Annotated in this window: 16 protein-coding genes; 7 read left to right on the forward strand and 9 right to left on the reverse strand. The window is 63.0% G+C overall.

The features are described from left to right. Positions 1-42 precede the first annotated feature (42 nt). The 3 genes from IVB22_RS02405 to IVB22_RS02415 form a co-directional block, all read right to left on the reverse strand. A complete protein-coding gene (locus tag IVB22_RS02405) occupies positions 43-1,125 on the reverse strand; it encodes a D-TA family PLP-dependent enzyme (RefSeq protein ID WP_247515712.1) in 1,083 nt (360 codons plus the stop codon). 109 nt (positions 1,126-1,234) lie between these two features. Beyond that, positions 1,235-3,046 (reverse strand): ABC-F family ATP-binding cassette domain-containing protein, encoded by a 1,812-nt coding sequence (locus tag IVB22_RS02410; protein ID WP_247515713.1) that lies wholly within the window; start codon positions 3,044-3,046, stop codon positions 1,235-1,237. A gap of 8 nt (positions 3,047-3,054) precedes the next feature. Continuing rightward, positions 3,055-3,540 carry a YaiI/YqxD family protein gene (locus IVB22_RS02415; RefSeq protein ID WP_247515714.1) on the reverse strand — a complete coding sequence of 162 codons (486 nt, stop codon included), beginning with the start codon at positions 3,538-3,540 and terminating at the stop codon, positions 3,055-3,057. A gap of 155 nt (positions 3,541-3,695) precedes the next feature. On the opposite strand from IVB22_RS02415, the gene IVB22_RS02420 reads away from it, so the two are divergent. Continuing rightward, positions 3,696-4,490 (forward strand): hypothetical protein, encoded by a 795-nt coding sequence (locus IVB22_RS02420; RefSeq protein WP_247515715.1) that lies wholly within the window; start codon positions 3,696-3,698, stop codon positions 4,488-4,490. A gap of 159 nt (positions 4,491-4,649) precedes the next feature. Here IVB22_RS02420 and IVB22_RS02425 read toward each other — a convergent pair whose 3' ends face one another. Then, a complete protein-coding gene (locus tag IVB22_RS02425; RefSeq protein WP_247515716.1) occupies positions 4,650-7,016 on the reverse strand; it encodes a xanthine dehydrogenase family protein molybdopterin-binding subunit in 2,367 nt (788 codons plus the stop codon). Positions 7,017-7,215: 199 nt separating this feature from the next. Here IVB22_RS02425 and IVB22_RS02430 point away from each other — a divergent pair, with 199 nt between their 5' ends. Then, complete coding sequence (locus tag IVB22_RS02430) at positions 7,216-8,259, forward strand: Ppx/GppA phosphatase family protein (protein WP_247515717.1); 1,044 nt, start codon at positions 7,216-7,218, stop codon at positions 8,257-8,259. 26 nt (positions 8,260-8,285) lie between these two features. Here IVB22_RS02430 and IVB22_RS02435 read toward each other — a convergent pair whose 3' ends face one another. Continuing rightward, positions 8,286-8,915 (reverse strand): phasin family protein, encoded by a 630-nt coding sequence (locus IVB22_RS02435; RefSeq protein ID WP_247515718.1) that lies wholly within the window; start codon positions 8,913-8,915, stop codon positions 8,286-8,288. Positions 8,916-9,277: 362 nt separating this feature from the next. Here IVB22_RS02435 and IVB22_RS02440 point away from each other — a divergent pair, with 362 nt between their 5' ends. Both IVB22_RS02440 and IVB22_RS02445 read left to right on the forward strand, forming a co-directional pair. Further along, positions 9,278-9,967 (forward strand): RlmE family RNA methyltransferase, encoded by a 690-nt coding sequence (locus tag IVB22_RS02440; protein ID WP_247515719.1) that lies wholly within the window; start codon positions 9,278-9,280, stop codon positions 9,965-9,967. 216 nt (positions 9,968-10,183) lie between these two features. Beyond that, entirely contained in the window at positions 10,184-11,002 is an 819-nt protein-coding gene (locus IVB22_RS02445; RefSeq protein ID WP_247515958.1) for a Crp/Fnr family transcriptional regulator, read from the forward strand. A 24-nt stretch (positions 11,003-11,026) separates the two neighbouring features. Here IVB22_RS02445 and IVB22_RS02450 read toward each other — a convergent pair whose 3' ends face one another. From IVB22_RS02450 to IVB22_RS02465, 4 genes are all read right to left on the reverse strand, one after another. Continuing rightward, complete coding sequence (locus IVB22_RS02450) at positions 11,027-11,287, reverse strand: hypothetical protein (protein WP_374207438.1); 261 nt, start codon at positions 11,285-11,287, stop codon at positions 11,027-11,029. A 90-nt stretch (positions 11,288-11,377) separates the two neighbouring features. Further along, entirely contained in the window at positions 11,378-11,779 is a 402-nt protein-coding gene (locus IVB22_RS02455) for a phasin family protein (protein ID WP_247515720.1), read from the reverse strand. 402 nt (positions 11,780-12,181) lie between these two features. After that, a complete protein-coding gene (locus tag IVB22_RS02460) occupies positions 12,182-15,433 on the reverse strand; it encodes a tetratricopeptide repeat protein (RefSeq protein ID WP_247515721.1) in 3,252 nt (1,083 codons plus the stop codon). A gap of 125 nt (positions 15,434-15,558) precedes the next feature. Continuing rightward, on the reverse strand, positions 15,559-17,034 hold the full coding sequence (locus IVB22_RS02465; protein ID WP_247515722.1) for a DHA2 family efflux MFS transporter permease subunit: 1,476 nt from the start codon (positions 17,032-17,034) through the stop codon (positions 15,559-15,561). 152 nt (positions 17,035-17,186) lie between these two features. Here IVB22_RS02465 and IVB22_RS02470 point away from each other — a divergent pair, with 152 nt between their 5' ends. The 3 genes from IVB22_RS02470 to IVB22_RS02480 all read left to right on the forward strand — a co-directional run bounded on the left by IVB22_RS02470 (position 17,187) and on the right by IVB22_RS02480 (position 20,330). Continuing rightward, complete coding sequence (locus IVB22_RS02470; protein WP_028346604.1) at positions 17,187-17,435, forward strand: hypothetical protein; 249 nt, start codon at positions 17,187-17,189, stop codon at positions 17,433-17,435. A 210-nt stretch (positions 17,436-17,645) separates the two neighbouring features. Then, complete coding sequence (gene guaB / locus IVB22_RS02475; RefSeq protein WP_214487245.1) at positions 17,646-19,136, forward strand: IMP dehydrogenase; 1,491 nt, start codon at positions 17,646-17,648, stop codon at positions 19,134-19,136. Between the two features lie 171 nt (positions 19,137-19,307). Then, positions 19,308-20,330, forward strand: coding sequence for an NADP-dependent oxidoreductase (locus tag IVB22_RS02480; protein WP_247515723.1), 1,023 nt, complete (start codon positions 19,308-19,310; stop codon positions 20,328-20,330). Positions 20,331-20,394: the final 64 nt, after the last annotated feature.

Here is a 20,394-nt window from a genome sequence, read left to right on the forward strand (position 1 = left end):
CAAGCAGTGGTGGGCACGCTTCGCTTTGCCCACCCTACGATCTTACCGCAATTTCCCTCGCGCCGCCACCGGCAGCGTGCCGATGATTTCGTCGCCGCGCACCATTACCACTTCGTCCATCATGTTGACGACGACGCAGACGTGATTGGGAACGATTCGCACGACGTCGCCGACATTCGGCCGCGTATTGCTGCGGGCGAGATCGAGAAAGCCATGCTCTTCGGCGAAGCGCGCGATCTTTGCCTCCGGGTGCTCCAGGATCAGCCCGTGGCCTTCGAGCCCGCCGCCGGTATCTGACGTCAGCGTCTTGGAACCGGCGTCGAGAATGCCGCGGTCCGGACCGGCGCGGCTGACGACGGTGGCATAGATGTTCAGCGCGCAATCGTCCCATTCGGCGACGCCGGCCGCGACCTGCATGCGGTCGTTGTAGATATAGGTGCCGGGACGATGCTCGGTCGCGCCCTTGAGCTTGCCGAGGTTCTTCAAATTTGGCGAGCCGCCGGTCGAAACCATCGTCGCATCGAGCCCGTGCGCGCGGACACCGGCTAGCGCCTGGTCGAAGAACTTCTGCGCCTCGGCCCAGCCGGTTTCGGTCGGATACAACATGAAGCCCGCGAATTTCAGCCCCTTCGAGGCCGCGATCTCGCGGGCGAGGGCGATCGCTTCGCCCGGCGTCTCGACGCCGGCGCGCTTGCGCCCGGTATCGCATTCGACCACGACCGAGAGCGGGCGGCCGGAAGCGGCGGCGGCCTGCGGCAGGCCGGCAATCACCGTCGAATTGTCGGCGGCGACCGTCATGTTGGCCTTGGCCTGCAGTGCAGCGAGGCGCGCCATCTTCTCGTCGCCGATCAAATTGTAGCTGATCAGGATGTCGTCGATCCCGGCTTCCGCCATCACCTCGGCCTCGCCGAGCTTCTGGCAGGTGATGCCTTTCGCGCCGGCCGCGACCTGCATCTGCGCCAATAGCGGACTCTTGTGGGTCTTGATATGGGGGCGGTTGGCGACGCCGGCCGTGTCGCAGGCCACCTGGATGCGCGCGATGTTGCGCTCGACGCGGTCCATGTCGATCACGGCGCAGGGCGTGCCGTATTCACGGGCGATTTTGGCGGCGAGGGGCGTTGTCATGCTCTTCTCTCTGTTCGAAATCGTAGGATGGGTAGAGCGCAGCGAAACCCATCAATCTTGTCAACGGTTGGTTCATGATGGGTATCGCTTCGCTCCACCCATCCTACGCTCAAGCCTGCTCTATTTCCTCACGCAAAACTTCCAACTCCAACCATCGATCCTCGGCCGCCGCGAGCTCTTCCTGCGCCTTCGCAATCGCTGTGGAGGCCGCGTCGAACTTCTTGCGATCCTTGGTGTAGAGGTCGGGATCGTCAAGCAGCTTCTGCTGTTTTGCAATCTCGGCCTGCAATTTCGCGATCGTTTTCGGCAGGGTTTCCAGCGCGTGCTTCTCGTTGAAGTTCAGCCGGCGCTTTGATGCCGTGGAAGGCGCGGCCGTCCTGGCTTCCTTCTTGTCTTCGGCGGTGGTTACCTTCGGCGCCTCCCGCGATAAATCCTCGCCGCGCTGCGCCAGCATGTCGGTGTAGCCGCCGGCATATTCGATCCAGCGGCCATCGCCCTCGGGCACGATCACGGAAGTGACGACGCGGTCGAGGAAGTCGCGATCATGGCTGATCAGGATCACGGTGCCTTCGTAGTCGCCGAGCATTTCCTCGAGCACGTCGAGGGTTTCGAGGTCGAGGTCGTTGGTCGGCTCGTCCAGCACGAGAAGATTGGAAGGCTTTGCCAGCGCACGCGCCAGCATCAGCCGGCCGCGCTCGCCGCCGGAGAGCACCTCCAGCGGCGTGCGCATCTGTTCCTGCGCGAACAGAAAGTCCTTCATGTAGCTGACGACGTGCTTTGGCTTGCCGCCGACCATGACATGGTCGCCACGTCCGCCGGTCAGCGCTTCGGCCAGCGTCGATTTGGGGTCGAGACTTTCGCGGTGCTGGTCGAGCGTCGCCATCTCGATGTTGGCGCCGAGCCGGATCGTGCCGCTGTCCGGCGCACTGCCGCCGGTCAGCATCTCGATCAGCGTGGTCTTGCCGGCGCCGTTCGGGCCGACGATGCCGATGCGGTCGCCGCGCTGGACGCGGGTCGAAAAGCCATCGACGATCGTGCGATCGCCATAGGCCTTGGCGATGTTTTTGGCCTCGATGACGAGCTTGCCGGATTTGTCGGCTTCCGCCGCGGCGAGGTTGGCATTCCCCGTCGCGCCGCGATAATCGCGCCGCTGGTCGCGCAGCGCATGCAGATTGCCGAGCCGCTTGACGTTGCGCTTGCGGCGACCGGAGACGCCATAGCGCAGCCAGTGTTCCTCGTTAACGATCTTGCGGTCGAGCTTGTGCTGGTCGCGCTCTTCTTCCGCCAGCACCTCGTCGCGCCAGGCTTCGAACGCAGAGAAGCCGCGGTCGATCTGCCTGATCTGGCCGCGATCGAGCCAGGCGGTCGCGCGCGACAGATTGGAGAGGAAGCGGCGGTCGTGGCTGATGAGGACCAGTGCGCAACGCCGGCTTTCCAGTTCGCCTTCCAGCCATTCGATGGTCGGGAGATCGAGATGGTTGGTCGGCTCGTCCAGCAGCAATATGTCGGGCGAGGGCGCCAGCACCCGCGCCAGCGCCGCGCGGCGAGCCTCGCCGCCGGAGACATGCGCGGGGTCTTCGTCGCCGGAGAGCCCGAGCTGCTCCACGAGATAGCGCGCCTGATAATGATCGTCGCCGGGGCCAAGGCCAGCCTCGACATAGGCCAGCGTCGTCTTGTGGTCGCCGAAGTCAGGCTCCTGCGGCAGATAGCGGATGGTGGCGCCGGGTTGCACGAAGCGGCTGCCGCCGTCGGACTCGACGAGGCCGGCAGCAATCTTCAAGAGCGTCGATTTGCCCGAGCCGTTGCGTCCGATCAGACAGACGCGCTCGCCCGACGAAACCGATAGTTCCACGCCCGACAACAGCGGCGTGCCGCCGAACGTCAGCCGGATATCTTTCAACTGGATCAGCGGCGGCGCCATCGTTCGATTCAACCTTGGTCTTGCGCGGGCTGTTGCGCCCGCTGGCGCTGGATGCGGCGGATGGCCTGGTCGAGCGCCGACAGGAATGCCGAGCGGTCGCGCGGGGAATAGGATTTCGGCCCGCCGGTGACTTCGCCCGATGAGCGCAGGTCGGTCATCAGATTGCGCACCGCCAGCGTCATGCCGATGGATTGTTCGGTGAACGGCTTGCCGTTCGGCGCAATCACCTCGGCCCCCGATTTCACGCAGCGGCTCGCAAGCGGGACATCCGAGGTAATGACGATGTCGCCTTTTTTCGCGCGCTCCGCGATCCAGTCGTCGGCTGCATCCATTCCGGAACCGGCGGCGATACGCTCGATCAGCGGATCCTGCGGCACGCGGATGAAATTCCCCGCGACCACGCTGACCGGCAGGCCGTGCCGGATCGCGACGCGATAGATCTCGTCCTTCACCGGGCAGGCGTCGGCATCGACATAGATGCGGGTTGGGTTCACGTCAGGCATATTCTCGGCAGCGTTTTCTTGCCCGCGCGTGGTAGCCTATTCGACTTCCGAATGCGAGGAAAACAGGAGGCGGAACACGCTTGCCACGGTACATTCTTTGCGTACGATAAATCGCTGAAAACAACCAAGAATAAGAGGAAACCGGCATGCCCATCGAGCCGTATCGTGTCCAAGCCTACAACACCGCAAAACAATCCGAAAACAAGATGCATGACGACACCGTGGCAAAGCGGTTCGGATTCTCGGGCGGGCTGGTCCCGGGTGTCGACGTGATGGCCTACATGATGCATCTGCCGGTCGCGAAATGGGGCGGCGCGTTCCTCGAGCACGGCCTGATCGAGGCCCGTTTCATTGAGCCGGTCTATGACGGCGAGATGGCCGAGGTTGCGGCGGAGGAAAGCAACGGCGTGCTGTCGATTCAGGTTCAGAGTCGCGGCGAGCTTTGCGCGACCGGTACCGCGTCATTGCCGGCGTCTGCGCCGGCGTTCTCGCTTACCGATTACAGGGAAGTCGCGGCCGTGGCAGAGCGCAAGCCGGTCAATGGCGCTTCCTATGAAGTCGGCAAGTGGCTCGGCACGACGCCGCGCGACTGGGCGGGTGAGGCGGCGAGCGAATATCTTGCCGACATCAGGGAAGCCGATCCGATCTACGCAAAGGATGGATTGGGTCATCCCGGCCTGCTGCAGCGGGTAATGAACCGGGCGCTGACCGACAACGCCATCCTGGGCCCTTGGATTCACGTCGGCAGCCGCATGCAGCTTTTGTCGGCTGCGAAGGCCGGCGACGTGATCACGGCCCGTGCGAAGGTGATCGGAAATTACGACAAGAAGGGTCACCGTTTCGTCGAGCTCGACGCGCTGGTGGTCGCCAACGGCAAGACGCCGCTGGCGCATTGCCACCACATCGCAATCTACCAGCCGCGTGAACAGGCGGCGGCGTAGAGGGCAGGGCGGCGCGACATCCTCAACTCGTCATGCCCGCGCAGGCCGGCATCCAGTACGCCGCGGCCTCTCGGTTCTATCGCTGACGTCTCTGGAATACTGGGCGGATTCGCCCGGTCAAGCCGGGCGATGACGTTTGGCGGGCGACGTTCAATTACTTCAAGCCGCCTTCGCATCCTGGATCGCCCGCCACACACGTTCCGGCGTTAGCGGCATGTCGATATGGGTGATGCCGTAGTCCGACAGCGCGTCGACCACGGCGTTGACGACGCAGACGAGACTGCCGGCGCAGCCGGCTTCGCCGCAGCCCTTGGTGCCCAGCGGATTGGATTTTGCGGGCGAGGGATGGTCGCCGACTTCCATCGGCGGGATGTCTTCCGCACGCGGCAAGGCATAGTCCATGAACGAGCCGGTTATCGGCTGGCCGCTTGAATCGTAGCTGACTTCCTCCATCAGCGCCTGGCCGATGCCTTGCGCCACGCCGCCATGCAACTGGCCGGCGACGATCATCGGATTGACCACGGTGCCGAAATCATTGACGGCGAAGTAGCGCACGATTCTCACGACGCCAGTCTCGGGATCGATTTCCACTTCCGCGACATGGCAGCCATTGGGGAAGGTGGACGGCGTGTCCTTGGTGGCATGGTCGACGTCGAGCGACAGCGGCACGCCCTCGGGCATCCTGCCTTCGCGCATTCGCTGCGCCAGCTCCATGATGCCGATCGAGCGGTCGGTGCCGGCGATGGTGAAGCGGCCTTGTGCGAATTCGATATCGCCTTCGGACGCCTCCATCAGATGCGCGGCGGCCTGCTTGCCTTTTGCGACCACGAGCGCAGAAGCCTCCACGATCGCCTGACCCGTCGCCGTGATCGAGCGCGAGCCGCCGGTGCCGTTGCCGAAACGGACGAGATCGCTGTCGTTCTGCTCCATCGTGATCTTGTCGAAGGGAACGCCGAGCTGCGCCGACAGCACTTGCGCGAATGGCGTGGCGTGGCCCTGGCCGTAATCGAGCGTGCCGGTCGTCAGCTTCACCGAACCATCAGGTTCGAAGCTGATCTTGCCGAGTTCGCCGCTCGGCGGTGCGGTCACTTCCAGATACGAGCCGACGGCGATGCCGCGCAGCTTGCCGTTCTTCTTGCTCTCTTTCTTGCGCTTCGCAAAATTGGCGTGGTCGGAAATCTCCAGCGCCTTGTTGAAGACGCCCGCGAAATCGCCGCTGTCATAGGTGACGCCGGAGGCCGCCGCGAACGGCAGTTGCGCCGGCTTGATGAAGTTGCGCTTGCGCAGCGTGAGACGGTTGATGCCCATCTCATCGGCGGCGCGGTCGATCAGCCGCTCCATGTAGTAGTTGGCCTCGGGCCGGCCGGCGCCGCGATAGGCGCCCATCAGCGTGGTGTTGGTCAAAACCGTCTTGATGTCGACGCCGAGCAGCGGCGTGCGGTAGACGCTGGCGAGGTTCTTGCCGGTGTTGAGCGACAGCGGGCCCGGTGCGACGCCGGTGATGTAGGCGCCGAGATTGCCGTAACCCTGCAGGCGCACCGCGAGAAACTTGCCCTCGGCGTCCAGCGCCAGTTCGGCGTGCATGAGCTGCGCGCGGCCGTGGCTGTCGGAGAGGAAGCTGGTCGAGCGCTCGTCGGTCCACTTCACCGGACGTCCCAGGGCCTTCGCCGCGTGCAGGATGCAGGTATATTCGGGATAGCTGACGTTCTTCATGCCGAAGGAGCCGCCGACATTGGCGGTCAGGATGCGAACCTTGTCGTTCGGCACGTTGAGGATTTTCGCCAGCGTCACCTTGTTGCCGGAGACGCCCTGCGTCGGCACCTGCAGCGTGAAGCGTTCGGCCGCCTTGTCAAAGGCCGCAAGCGCCACGCGCGGCTCCATCGACACCACGGCGACGCGGGTGTTGACGATGTCGAGTTTGGTCACATGCGCAGCGCTGGCAAACGCCGCGTCGATCTTGGCCGTATCGCCATAGTGATAATCGAGCGCGACGTTATCAGGGATGTGATCGTAGAGCAGCGGCGCCCCGGGCTTGGCGGCTTCCGCCGCATCGGTCACGGCAGGCAGCGGCTTGATGTCGAGTTCGACCGCCTCCGCCGCATCACGCGCCTGCGCCAGCGTTTCCGCGACCACAAAGGCCACGGGGTCGCCGACAAAGCGCACCTTGTCGGTCGCCAGCGCCGGACGGTTGGTCTGCAACAGCGACGAGCCGTCCCGGCTCTTCAGCGGCAGGCCGCAGGTGAAGGGGGCGTAACCGGCCGCGTCGAGATCCTTGCCGGTCCAGACGCCGAGCACGCCTGGCATCGCCTTGGCAGCCGCCGTTCCGATCCCCTTGATGATTCCGTGGGCATGGCTGGAGCGCACCATCCAGCAATAGGCCTGGCCGGGCAGGGTGAAATCGTCGGTGTATTTGCCCTTGCCGCGTACCAGCGTGTCGTCTTCCTTGCGGCGCACCGGCTGCCCCACACCGTATTTTTGCAGTGCGATAGCGTTGTCCAGGGACGAGGCTGGCGTGTGATCTTGCATCGAAAAACACCTGAAATGCTTGGTTTTTCCCGGTTCCGCGGGTTCCCGCTCAGATAACGCACCGTAACATCCCGGACAACGCCTGATTGGGCATAGTCCTATGTGATGGGTTGTTGCGCAGCCCCTTGGCGCTGCTAAAGTTTCCGTGAACGGTAATTTTCTTCGGCGGCCCGGAAGCGGCCGCGGAAAGACAGTTTTGATGAATGACGATACGCGGCTGCGCGAAGGTCTTGAGGCCTGCGCAAGCCCGTCAGGGTCGGTTGCGGCGGCCACGGCAAACGGTATCTATGCCGCGCTCGACCTTGGCACCAACAATTGCCGGCTTTTGATCGCCAGTCCGGCCGGCGATGGTTTTCGCGTGGTGGATTCGTTTTCGCGGATCATCCGGCTCGGCGAGGGCGTTTCCGCAACCGGTTCCATCAGCGAGGCGGCGATCGACCGCGCCATCGCAGCGCTCAGCATCTGCAGCGACAAGATCCGCTACCGCAAGGCCCGCCGCCTGCGGCTGATCGCAACCGAAGCGTGCCGCGCCGCCGCCAATGCCGACAACTTTCGCGATCGTGTCGCAAGCGAAACCGGCATCCGGCTCGAGGTGATCGATCGCGAGACCGAAGCGACGCTTGCCGTGATCGGCTGCTCGCCGCTGCTCGACGCAAAAGGGCGGGGCGCGATCCTGTTCGATATCGGCGGCGGCTCGACCGAACTGGTCCGGATCGAGCGCGATCCCGCCGAGCAGAATGCGCCGCCGCGGATCAAGGCGTGGATGTCGATCCCGCTCGGCGTCGTCACGCTCGCCGAGCATTTCGGCGGCAGGAATGTCACCACGGAATCCTATGCGCAAATGGTGCGCGAAGTCGCGCAATATGTCGCGCCGTTCGCCGCCGAGCACGGCGCCGATTTGCGCGACATGCACATGCTGGGCACCTCCGGCACCGTGACGACGCTCGCCGGCGTCCATCTCAATCTGGCGCGCTACGACCGCCGTCGCATCGACGGCATCTGGATGAACGGTTCGGACGTCACCACGGTGATCCAGCGGCTGCGCGGCATGAGCTATCAGGAGCGCGCCAACAATAATTGCATCAGTGTCGAGCGCGCCGATCTGGTGCTCGCCGGCTGCGCCATTCTCGACGCGATCCGTGATGCCTTCCCGCTGCCGCGGCTGCGCGTCGCAGACCGGGGGCTGCGCGAGGGCATGCTGGTCGAGATGATGCGCGAGGACGGCGCGCTCAGAGCGTGTTGATTGTCAAAGTCGAACCGGAGGCCGGGCTAGGCGGCACGCCGGATCTCTTCCAATTTTTGATTGATCTGCTTTCCGGCATCGTCGGCCAATTTGAGCGACATGTCGGCCATTCGATGGCTGCTCTCCAGAACAGTTTCGACGGTCTCACGCACAAGGTCACTTTGGACGGCCGCAACGTCCTGAGGAGTTCGGCAGGACCACAACTCTGTCATCCGGTCCATGCTCATTTCGACCTGGTGCCGAACCAACTGGAAATACTCTTGTGACATCCCACCCATTACATTGGCTGCAGTAGTGCTGGTGTAAAATATCGCTTGGGCGTTGCGGGCCGAGCGTTCAGTTGCCTGTTGCACTCCGTCTCCCGACAAACCGAGCGCGCGACTGAATTGGTCCGTAGACCGACCCATGATCGTGGTCGCCATATCGAGACCGAAGCGCCAAGCGTTCTGAAACGTCTCGGCGTTCTGCCGCAGCAGAGTTACACTCGCCCGAGACACTTCCCCTCCGGTCTCAGCCGCCGCTTGTGCGACGCGCGCCGTCTGCTCGGCAGCAGCTTGTCTGATTCGGTTGGTTTGCTCGGCTGTCCTCTCGCCGGCGCGGCGGGCCGCGTCTTCCATGCCTTGCGTAGACTTTTCCTCCTGGCGTGGGTTTGCCATCTTTGTTCTCCGCTGATTGCAGGTTGATGACTTGCCCCAGCTCCTTCCCGAGCAACGCAATCACTGTCGAGCCGTTCCAAGCCTGCCGATCTTTTCCCGCGACCCTCACAATTGCGCTGGGAAAGACCGCTGCATGTCCCGGTTATGCCGTAGACTGGCTCGTCAACTGCCGCAATTTGGTTGGCTACGCACGTCACGGGGCTGAGCAAATGTTCGCTGCTGAAACCGTCCTCGTTATCGTGGTGGTATTCTCCGCAATGGCGAGGTAGGCACGTCATCATACTCGCTTCAACGCCCATCCGGTTCCGTGCTATTGATTCCAGGCTCCGGATCTCGGCTGACATTTCAAGACAAGCATCAACATGGCAAAAGACACCACCGGACGGCTGCATGTCACGGTCAAAACCGGTGGCAAGCGCAAGCTGTCGTCAAAACTCTGGCTGGAGCGGCAGCTCAACGATCCCTATGTGGCGCAGGCCAAGCGGGACGGCTATCGCTCGCGCGCGGCCTACAAGCTGATCGAGATCGACGACAAGTATTATTTCCTCAAGCATGGCATCGCCGTGGTCGATCTCGGCGCAGCCCCCGGCGGCTGGAGCCAGATCGCCGCCAAGCGCGTCGGCGCGGTCAACGGCAAGGGCAAGGTGGTGGCGATCGATCTGCTGGAGATGCCGGAAGTTCCCGGCGTCAATTTCGCCCAGCTCGACTTTCTGGCCGAGGACGCGCCGGAAAAACTCATCGCCATGATGGGCGGTCGCGCCGACGTCGTGATGTCCGACATGGCGCCCAATACCACCGGCCACCGCAAGACGGATCAGTTGCGCATCGTCGGACTGATCGAAACCGCGGCAGCGTTTGCCTCCGACGTGCTCAATCCCGGCGGAACGTTTCTGGCCAAGGCCTTTCAGAGCGGCGCCGATGCCGAACTGGTCGCGCAATTGAAGCGCGATTTTTCCAGCGTGCGCCACGTCAAGCCGGCCTCCAGCCGTCAGGATTCCTCGGAGCGTTACGTGCTGGCGATGGGATTTCGCGGGCATCGCGATCAGCTTTGAGTGCAACCTTTACGGCGCGATTACTTTAAGTATCCCCAGAGGTTGTAGTGCGGGACGGAAGCGGGCGCGCTAGGTCTTGTGCGAATCCCCTGGAACTTTCCTTCCATACGGCGTATTTCATTAGTCAGGCGTGGTCTGTTCATCCGCATGCAGCCCTGACGCCACCGGGAATTCTGCAGCAAGCCGCGCCTCCGTCTGGGAAGGAGTATTCCCGTGATGGAGCAGAGGACCAGGGTTGGTAATCGACTGTTAGCTGCGTTGCCGACAGCAGACCTCGATTTGCTTGTGCGTCATTTCCGACTGGTTGAGCTTGAACGGGACGCCGTGCTGGTGCGGTCGGGCGATCCAATAGAACGGATTTATTTCCCGCTTAGCGGCTTGATCGCTTTCATCATGGATATGCCGAGCGGACAAACGGTTGCGACCGCCGTCGTCGGCAATGAGGCAGCCGTAGGCCTCCTGACGACTCTGGAGTTTTCCCGTTCTCCGATGACAGCGGTGGTCCGGGTGGCGGGGCTCGCGCTGCAAATTTCGCCAACACGATTTCTTGCGGCGCTCGGCCGCAGCATAGCCCTGAACGGCGCGGTTCAAACGAACAACAGGGCACTGATGGCGCAATTCCAGCACGTCGCGGCCTGCAATGCGCTGCACTCGGTCGAGGCGCGTCTGGCGAGGTGGTTGCTGCAAGTGCGCGATCGGGCCGACGGGGATGTCCTGCCGCTGACCCAGGAGACGCTTGCGGAATTTCTCGGCGTGCGGCGGACGACGGTGACGCAGGTCATTTCCAAGCTTCGCGATTCGGGCGCCATCCGATCCAATGCTCGCAGCTCGATCGAGATTGGCAGGCCGCGGCTCGAAGCGACGGCATGCGAATGCTACCAACTCATGCGTCGCAGAATCGATCGTATCATCCTGATGGAGGAGATGAAGCCGCCACCGCTTGGGGCTGAAGTTCCCCTGTTTGCCGACGCGGACGAAGTGCGGCGGCGCGCACCGACGCAGGGAGCGACCGGCCAACGGCCACGGGGCCATTGACCGGATTGCAGCGCTCCAACGGCTCTACGCCGATTGCAGAGCGAATGCGGCTTCGTGCATGCGCCATTTCTCTTCCGGCTCGCGAACCCAGGCCTCCCGGGCAAACCATTCGTGATTGGCCTGGCAGATCAAGCAAAAGGTGCGCGCGAAAAACACCGGGCTGGATCGAAACCTTTCCCGGTCCGCTTTCATGCCTGTCGGGATAGCTTGCCCGGTCCTGGGGCATTTGATCATGACCATGCCCATTTTTCCTCCTCCGTTGCTGGATTTTTGTGCCGACGGCACATTGCTTCGCCAACGGCTGGAACACGCCCTTCTCACGGGGGGCGCTTGTTCCAGCCGGTCCCGGCAGGCTGCAAAGGTTTAGACTAAGAATTAGGCCGCCTTCTGCAGCACGCTGGCAAAGCTTTTCTTGATCGGATCGGCGGTCTCGCTCGCGACCTTGCGCGTGAGCTCCCAAAGCTCCCGGCTCTGCGCGGCCGTGGCTGCGAAGCTCTTGCTGCCTTGCGCGGCGGAGAGCTGCAGGATTTCCGAGGGCGACTTCATCCCGAGGAGATGGGTCAGAAAATCAAAGGCGGAGGTAGTATTGGCGCCGGAGAATTCGATGACCTTGGCGGCGTAGTCCGCAGCGCCCTTTGCGTTAGCGGAATAGGCTTCCCGGAGAGCGTCGTTGATCGCTCCCGAGGTCATTTTCATCTTCTCGATGTTTTCTTTTGCCCGGGTCATGCTCTGCTCGGCGAGCCCATCAAAAATGCCCGGCACCGCAAGGAACGGCATGCCTAAGCGCTTCTCATTGGTTCCTGCTTTCGGGTCGGCGTTCATTTCCTTCGTATTAGCTTGATTCACGCGTCTTCGTCCTTTCAATCGAAACTGAATTAACGGAAGGATTCCCCGTCATAGCGGGGTCCCGACGCGGATCGGCCCCGCGTCTAACCAGATATGGCTGACAGTTGCGGAGGCTTCCGTTCGCTTTCTGACTCTCACGCAGATTCTTTACGGCGCGGAATGTTCTACGCGGCGGGGAATTCGGAGCGCTATACGCTGGCGATGGGATTTCGGAGAGTGAAGGCCAGGTAGGGCCACGTAGGGTGGGTAGAGCGAAGCGAAACTAACCAATGCCACCCCGGGTGGTTTTCGCTTGCGCTCTACCCACCCTGCGAAGCCAGACCCGACGCGCAATCACTTCGCCAGAAAGAAAAAATCCTCCCGGCCGGGCAGCGAGCCGTAGGTGTAGGGCTCCTGCCGCCCCGCCGTCGCCTCCATCACGTCGTCGCGCACCAGGCGGAACAGCTTGTTGATCTCGACATTCGGCGTCGCGATGCGCTGCGCAAACGCCACCGCAAACGGGCTGTTGCCGCCTTCGCCGTCGAGCGCGGTCTGTCCGTGCTTGGCCGCATAGACCACCAGCGTCGCGCCGGATACCTTGACCTCGGTGAGGCCGCGGCTGACCGATCGGGTGCGGGTGGCGGTACTGTTTCCCTTGGCGGAGGCGGCCGCCAGCGGCTGTGCCGCCGCCGTCTTCTGCATCTGGGATGCAAACGGGTTGTCACGGCAGGCATCGAGCAGGACCAGCCTCAGCTTCTTGGCGCCCTCGACCGCCGTCATGACCTGGTCCAGAAGCACCGCCTCGTACTGAATGTCGCGATCGACCGCGATCTTTGCCTCGACCGGGATCAGGTAATTGACGCCGCTGACCTCCATGCCGTGACCGGCATAGTACACCATGGCCCAGTCGGCCTTTTCGGCATTGCTGGCGAATGTCTTCAGCGCATCGAGCAGGCGGCGGCGGTCGGAGTCGCCGACCAACGTCACTTCCTCGAACCCCACGGCGCGAAGCGAGGCCGCGATAGCTTCCGCATCGCGCTTCGGGTTGGCGAGGGCGGGGACGTGCTTGTAGTTGGAGTTGCCGATCACAAGCGCGATCCGCCGGCCTTGCTGGACGACCGCGCTGGGTACCACGGTCGGAACGACGGCGGCCGGCGTCGGGATCGAGGTTGCGGACGCCGCCTTGGAAGGGGCTGCGGGAATGGCCGGCTGCAGCGCGCCGGAGTCGAGCGCGGCGAGGCGGGCGCGGGCGGTTTCCAGGGCCGAATTGTTGATGCTGGCACGTTCCTGCGATTTCGACGCGACTGCGGCCTGGAATGCCTCTTTCGCGCGCGTCAGGTCGCCCATCTTCTCGTAGGTCAGGCCGACGCTGGTCAGGCCCGGAATGTCGTCGGGCGCGCGCTTGAGCATATTATCGTAGGCGGCCAGCGCCGCCTTGAAGTCGCCTTTGTAGCGCAATGCATCGCCGCGGTAGAGATAGCCAATCAAATCGTTCGGATTGAGCATGATCGACTGGTCGATATCTTTCAGCGCGCGGACCAGATCGCCCTTCTGGCGCCACAGATCGCCACGGGCGGAGAGTGGCCTGGTGGACTTGGGATCGAGACGAATGGCCTCGTCGTAATCGGCCATCGCGCGATCGTATTCGCCGATCCCGGACCAGATGACACCGCGGCCGCCATAGCTGGAAGAGAGGGTCGGATCGAGCGCGAGCGCTTCGCCATAAAGGGCGAGCGCGCGATCTATTTCGCCCTTCTCGTGATGAACGTCGGCAAGCGACGTCAGGAAGTTCGGGTTCTTCGGCTGCAGGCGAAGCGCTTCATTGATTTCCGTCATCGCATGATCGACCTGACGGCGGATTCTCCACACCTGCGAGCGTGCATCGTAAGCGGCGGCATATCGCGGATTGAGGCCGATCGCCTTGTCGTAATCCAGCATCGCGCGATCGTAGTCGCTCTTGTCCTTCCAGAGGTCGCCGCGGCTCCCGTATCGGCTGGGCGAATTCGGCTCGAGACGGATCGCCTCGTTGTAATCGGCCAGCGCCCGGTCCCATTCGCCGCTATTCCTGTAGAAGTTGGCGCGCGCGCCATACGGGTACGCGCTTTTGGGATCGCGATTGACGGCTTCGTTGTGATCGGCGAGGGACCGCGCGCGGTCGCCCTTGTTCTCCCAGACATTGGCGCGGGTGCTGTAGGCGCTGGCATTCTTGGGATCCAGCGATATCGCCTTGGCGATGTCGGCAATGGCGCGATCGTACTGGCCGTAGTTGTTCAGCATGGCGCTGCGCTCGATATACCTGTCGGCGCTGGTCGGGTCTATTCGGATGGATTCATCGAGATCCGCGAGTGCGCGTGCGTAGTTGCCCTTCCGCTCCCACGCCTGGCCGCGCGCGGCGTAGGACCCCGAATATTTCGGATCGAGTCGGATGGCTTCCGTGAAATCGGCGATTGCAAGGTCATTCTCGAACTTGCTGCCATAGGAACTGCCGCGGCCGTGAAACGCCGTGTCGGAGTTCTTGTCGAGGCTGATTGCCTTGCTGTAGTCGGCGATTGCCTTGTCGTGTTCGGCCTTGCTCTCGAAGGCATTGCCGCGGCTGACGTAATGGCTCGCAGATTCCGGTTCGAGCCGAACGGCAACCTCGTAGTCTGCGATGGCGTGGTCGTAATCTCCCTTATTACTCCAGGCGTTGCCGCGGCCCTTGAAGGCCTCGACACTTTTGGGATCGAGCTTGATGGCCGCGTCAAAATCCATGATGGCGCGATCATATTCTTTCTTGTTGTTCCAGGTGTCGCCGCGCAGCCTGATGTTGTCGGCGTCGTCAGGCTTGAGCCGGATGACGACGTCATAGTCGGCGATGGCCCGATCGTGTTCGCCCTTGTTGTTCAGCGCGACGCCGCGATTGCGCAATGCATCGATATATTTGGGATCGAGGCGGAGCGCTGCGTTGTAATCGGCAATGGCGAGATCGTGATCGTCCTTGGCTTCGTAAACATTGCCGCGGGCATTGTAGAAGGTCTTGATTTTGGAATCGAGGCGGATGGCTTCGCTGTAGTCGGCGATGGCGCGATCGTAATCCTTCTTGCCGTAGTAGGCGTCGGCCCGGCCGCTGAAGCCGTAGGCTTCGTTGGGGTCGAGCTTGATGGACTGGGTATAATCGGCGATCGCCTTGTCGTGCTCTTTCTTGTAGTCCCAGCTATCGGCGCGACCGCGCCAGGACGCCGCGTGGGCAGGATCCAGCTTGATCGCCTGGTTGAAGTCGGCGATGGCCTTGTCATACTGCTCCCTGGATAGCCATAGGTGCGCCCGGTTGTGCCAGGGATAGCGCTGCTTCGGGTCAATGCGGATCGCCTGCGCGTAGTCCGCGAGCGCCTTGTCGAACTCGCCCTTGTGCTTCCATGCAATGCCCCGCTTGTTGTAGGCCGAAGCAATCGACCGGGTAGATAGTTCGCGCGCGTTGATGAGGCGGGTGCAGCCGGTGATCCTGAGATCGTCACTCTCGTCTTGATCGCAATCGCTGATGTCTTTCTGGTTGGCAGCGAAGGAGGGCCCGCCAAGCGGGCCAGAGGCGACGAAAATAAGTGCAATAAAAATAAAGAAGGCTCGCATCGTTCTTACCAAAATACCGGTGAAGAAAATCGGGCGGAGCGCTATCAGAGGATTCTACCGAAACTTCCCGGCGAAAACGAGTACCGAAAATGAAAGGTGACCGATACATCCCACCGGGCGGGCGGTCAGCCCAGCCGCTGATCCCGCGCGTCCTCGGTGCCTTCGCTGGCGGCCTTGGTTGCTGCTTTTTCCGCGCCCTTGCGGCTGGAAATCTCGACCGCCTTGCGGCCTGAGATTTCGTGGCCGGCGTCATCGGGCATCTGCCAGAAGAAATAAGCCGACACGGCCGAGATGATCGCGACCACGATGAATGCCGGCGGGAATACGTCGGCGTTCAGTTCGGTGACGTGATGATAGAGCATGGTCGATTCCACCGAGAACGCACCGACCGCGACGCCCGCGGAAATCGCCAGCTGCTGATTGACGCTCACCAGCGTGGTGGCTCGGCTCATCTGCGCCGGTTCGACCTCGGCATAGGCGACCGTGTTGATCGCAGTGAATTGCAGCGAACGGAAGAAGCCGCCGACCACGAGAATGATGAAGATCAGCATCAACGGCGTCGTCACCGTGAACAGGGCGCAGGCGGCGAGGAAGATCGCGCTGATGACCGCATTGACCGTCATCATGTAGCGGAAGCCGAAGGCGCGGATGATGCGCGCGGCCAGCGTCTTCATACCCATGGCGCCGACGGCCGAGGCAAAGGTCACCAGTCCCGATTGGAATGGCGACAGCCCAAACCCTTCCTGCATCAACAGCGGCAGCAGGAACGGAAGTGCGCCGATGCCGAGCCGGAACAGGAAGCCGCCGATGATGCTGGCGCGCATGGTGGAAAGCCGCAGCAGCGAGAAATCCAGCACCGGCGAGCCGGTTCGCTTGGCGTGCATCACGTAGAGCGTCATCGAGATGGTGCCGATCGCGACGAGGCCGGCAACGATCGGCCAGGGCAACAGGCCGAGGCCGGCGACCGAGAGGCCGAAGGCGATGCCGGCCAGTCCGATCCCGGCCAGCACCAGCCCGTAGAGGTCGAAGCGCTCGGGATCCTCGCTCTTGATCGGGTCGATGTACTTCATCGCCATGAAGATGCCGAGCAGCCCGATTGGGATGTTGATCAGGAAGATCCAGTGCCAGGAGAAATAGGTGGTGATGAAGCCGCCGAGCGGCGGCCCGATCACCGGCCCGATCAGCGCCGGCACCGTCACCCATGTCATCGCATTGACCAGCGCGCTCTTGTCGATCGAGCGCAACAGCACCAGCCGTCCGACCGGCGTCATCATGGCGCCGCCCATGCCCTGCAGGATACGGGCGATGACGAAATGGGTCACGTTCTGCGACAGCGCACACCCGATCGACCCGATCATGAACACACCGATGGCGATCGAGAACACCATCCGCGCGCCGAAGCGATCGGCAGTCCAGCCGCTGGCCGGAATGAACACGGCGAGCGAGAGCAGGTAGGAGGTGATGGCCAGCTTCAGCGTCAGCGGGCTAGTGCCGATGTCGGCCGCGATCGCCGGCAGCGAGGTCGCGATCACCGTCGAGTCCATGTTCTCCATGAACAGGGCGGTGGCGACGATCAGCGGGATCAGGCGTTCTTTGGTCATCGGAATCGGCAGACCGGAAAAGGAGAGGCAGGCAAGGGGCGGCAGGCAAGGGGCCTGTATCATTCGGGCGTCAGGCAAGCCATTGCAGAACCGCGCATACCACCTAAATCCTGCGTGACGCTGGTATGCACCGCCAGCCGCTGGAGGTCCGCATGATCTACGTGCTTGCTGCCTTGTTGCCGCCGCTCGGGCTGCTCCTGAATGGGCAGCCGTTTTCGGCGATCTTCAACCTGGTCCTGATCGTGTTTTGCCTGGTTTTCGGGCTGATTTTCCATGTCCTGCTGCTGGTGCCGTCAGCGCATGCGCTGATCGCGGTCCACATGAAGCGGGAGGACCGCCGGCACCGCGAGGTGGTGGAGGCGATCCGCCAGCACGGCCCGCCGCCGGGATATCGGCCTTAAGGCCGGTCGCTAACCCCTTGGGATTGCGGCTTTTCCCGAAAAGCCTGTGCATAGCTGGCAAACCCTTTGATTCGGCGTGCTGCCATGCTATCGACCACCGTCAACCCCACCGATGGGCTTCGATTCGACGGCGATGCCGATAGCATCGCCGGAGACGGCGTTCATCCATAAGAACTGATCGCGGCGGTGAGCCGCCGAAAGGAGTTGGCAATGGCGCAGGGACTTCAGGGTATCCGTGAAGCCTTCACGTTCGACGATGTGCTTCTGAAACCCGGTCTCTCGGATATCCTGCCCTCTGAGGCCGATATCCGCTCCCACGTCACCCGTGCGATCCCGCTCAACATCCCGATCATCGCGTCCGCGATGGACACGGTAACCGAAGCGCGCATGGCGATCGCGATGGCGCAAGCCGGCGGCGTCGGCGTCATCCACCGCAATTTCGATCCCGAAGGGCAGGCCGCCCAGGTCCGGCAGGTCAAGAAGTATGAATCCGGAATGGTGGTCAATCCGCTGACCATCGGCCCGGATGCGATGCTGTCGGACGCGCTGGCGCTGATGAAGGATCACGGTTTTTCCGGCATTCCCGTCGTCACCGGCGCCAGCAAGAATTCGCCCGGCAAGCTGATCGGCATTCTCACCAACCGCGACGTCCGCTTTGCGACCGACCCGAAGCAAAAAGTGTCGGAGCTGATGACGCACGAAAATCTCGTCACCGTGCGCGAGGGCGTCAGCCAGGACGAGGCGAAGCGGATGCTGCACAAGCACCGCATCGAAAAGCTGCTTGTCGTCGACGACCAGTATCGCTGCGTCGGCCTCATCACCGTCAAGGACATGGAAAAGGCGGTCGCGCATCCCTTGGCCTGCAAGGACGCGCATGGCCGCCTGCGGGTGGCCGCGGCAACCACCGTCGGCGAGGGCGGCTACGAGCGCACCGAGCGGCTGATCGATGCCGGCGTCGATCTGATCGTGGTTGATACCGCGCACGGCCATTCCTCCCGCGTGCTGGAGGCGGTCAACCGCATCAAGCGGCTTTCGAACGCCGTGCAGGTGATCGCCGGCAACATCGCCACGAAAGAGGGCGCGCAGGCGCTGATTGATGCGGGCGCGGATTCGATCAAGGTCGGCATCGGCCCGGGCTCGATCTGCACCACGCGCATCGTCGCCGGCGTCGGCGTGCCGCAGCTCACCGCGATCATGGATGCGGTGGAAGCGGCGAAGAAGGCCGACGTACCCGTTATCGCCGATGGCGGCATCAAATATTCCGGCGATCTGGCGAAAGCGCTCGCCGCCGGCGCCGACATTGCCATGGTCGGTTCGCTGCTCGCCGGCACCGACGAGACGCCGGGCGAAGTGTTTTTGTGGCAGGGCCGTTCCTACAAGGCCTATCGCGGCATGGGCTCGGTCGGCGCGATGGCGCGCGGCTCCGCCGACCGCTACTTCCAGCAGGACATCAAGGACACGCTCAAGCTGGTACCCGAGGGCATCGAGGGCCAGGTGCCTTATAAAGGCCCGGTCGGCAACGTCATGCACCAGCTCGCCGGCGGCCTGCGCGCCGCGATGGGCTATGTCGGCGCGCGCAACCTCGCCGAATTCCACGAGAAGGCGCAGTTCGTCCGTATCACCGGCGCAGGCCTGCGAGAAAGCCACGTCCACGACGTGACCATTACGCGGGAAAGCCCGAATTATCCGGGCGGCGTGTGAGGCTTGTAGTCCGGCTGGCGGAATTCAAGCCGTCATTGCGAGCCAACGGGTCGCGCGAATGCGCGCCCGATGACAGGCTCCGCGAAGCAATCCATTTCACAGCTTGCGGAGCTGTGGATTGCTTCGCTACGCTCGCAATGACGAAGAACAATAACATTCGGAGGAACCATCATGTCCCAAGGCAAACGCATCGTCCTCGCCTCGCGCCCCGTCGGCGAACCGAAACCTTCCGACTTCCGTCTTGAAGATTGCCCGGTGCCGACACCGGGCGCCGGCGAGATCCTCCTGCGCACCATCTGGCTGTCGCTCGATCCCTATATGCGCGGCCGTATGAGCGACGGTCCGTCTTACGCGCAGCCGGTGCCGATCGATGGCGTGATGGAGGGCGGCACGGTCAGCGAGGTTATTGCCTCGAACAATCCCGCCTTTGCCAAGGGCGACATCGTGCTGTCGCGCGCCGGCTGGCAGACGCACGCGATCTCCGACGGCAAGGGGCTGGCAAAGATCGATCCAAAGATCGCGCCGATCTCGACCGCGGTCGGCGTGCTCGGCATGCCCGGGATGACGGCCTATACGGGCCTGCTCGACATCGGCAAGCCGCAGGCCGGCGAGACCGTCGTCGTCGCGGCGGCCTCCGGCGCGGTCGGCTCTGCAGTCGGCCAGATCGCACGCATCAAGGGCGCACGCGCGGTCGGCATCGCCGGCGGCAAGGACAAGTGCGCCTATGTCAAGAACGAGCTCGGCTTCGACGATTGCCTCGATCATCGCGATCCGGATCTGGCGGCGAAACTGAAGGACGCCTGTCCGAAGGGCATCGACGTCTATTTCGAGAATGTCGGCGGCGCGGTGTTCGAAGCGGTGTTCCCGCTGCTCAATGCCTTTGCGCGAATTCCCGTCTGCGGCCTGATCGCGCACTACAACGATACGCAGGCCGTGGCGCCGAAATGGGCGTCGGCGATGATGCGGAGTGTCTTGACCAAGCGTCTGACCATCCGCGGCTTCATCGTCAGCGACTTCGCCGCGCGTCACGGCGACTTCCTGCGCGACATGTCACAGTGGGTGCGCGAGGGCAAGGTCAAGCACAAGGAGTTCGTCACCGAAGGTCTCGACAGCGCGCCGGCCGCGTTCATGGGTCTGCTGAAGGGCGCCAACTTCGGCAAGCAGCTCGTCCGCGTCGGGCCGGACAAGGTTTGAGGCTGGCCGCCGGATCGTGGGGAACACGTAAGGTGAACCTCACGGTCACTTGAGACTGATAGGG

Source organism: Bradyrhizobium sp. 190, assembly GCF_023073415.1.
Taxonomy (GTDB): domain Bacteria; phylum Pseudomonadota; class Alphaproteobacteria; order Rhizobiales; family Xanthobacteraceae; genus Bradyrhizobium.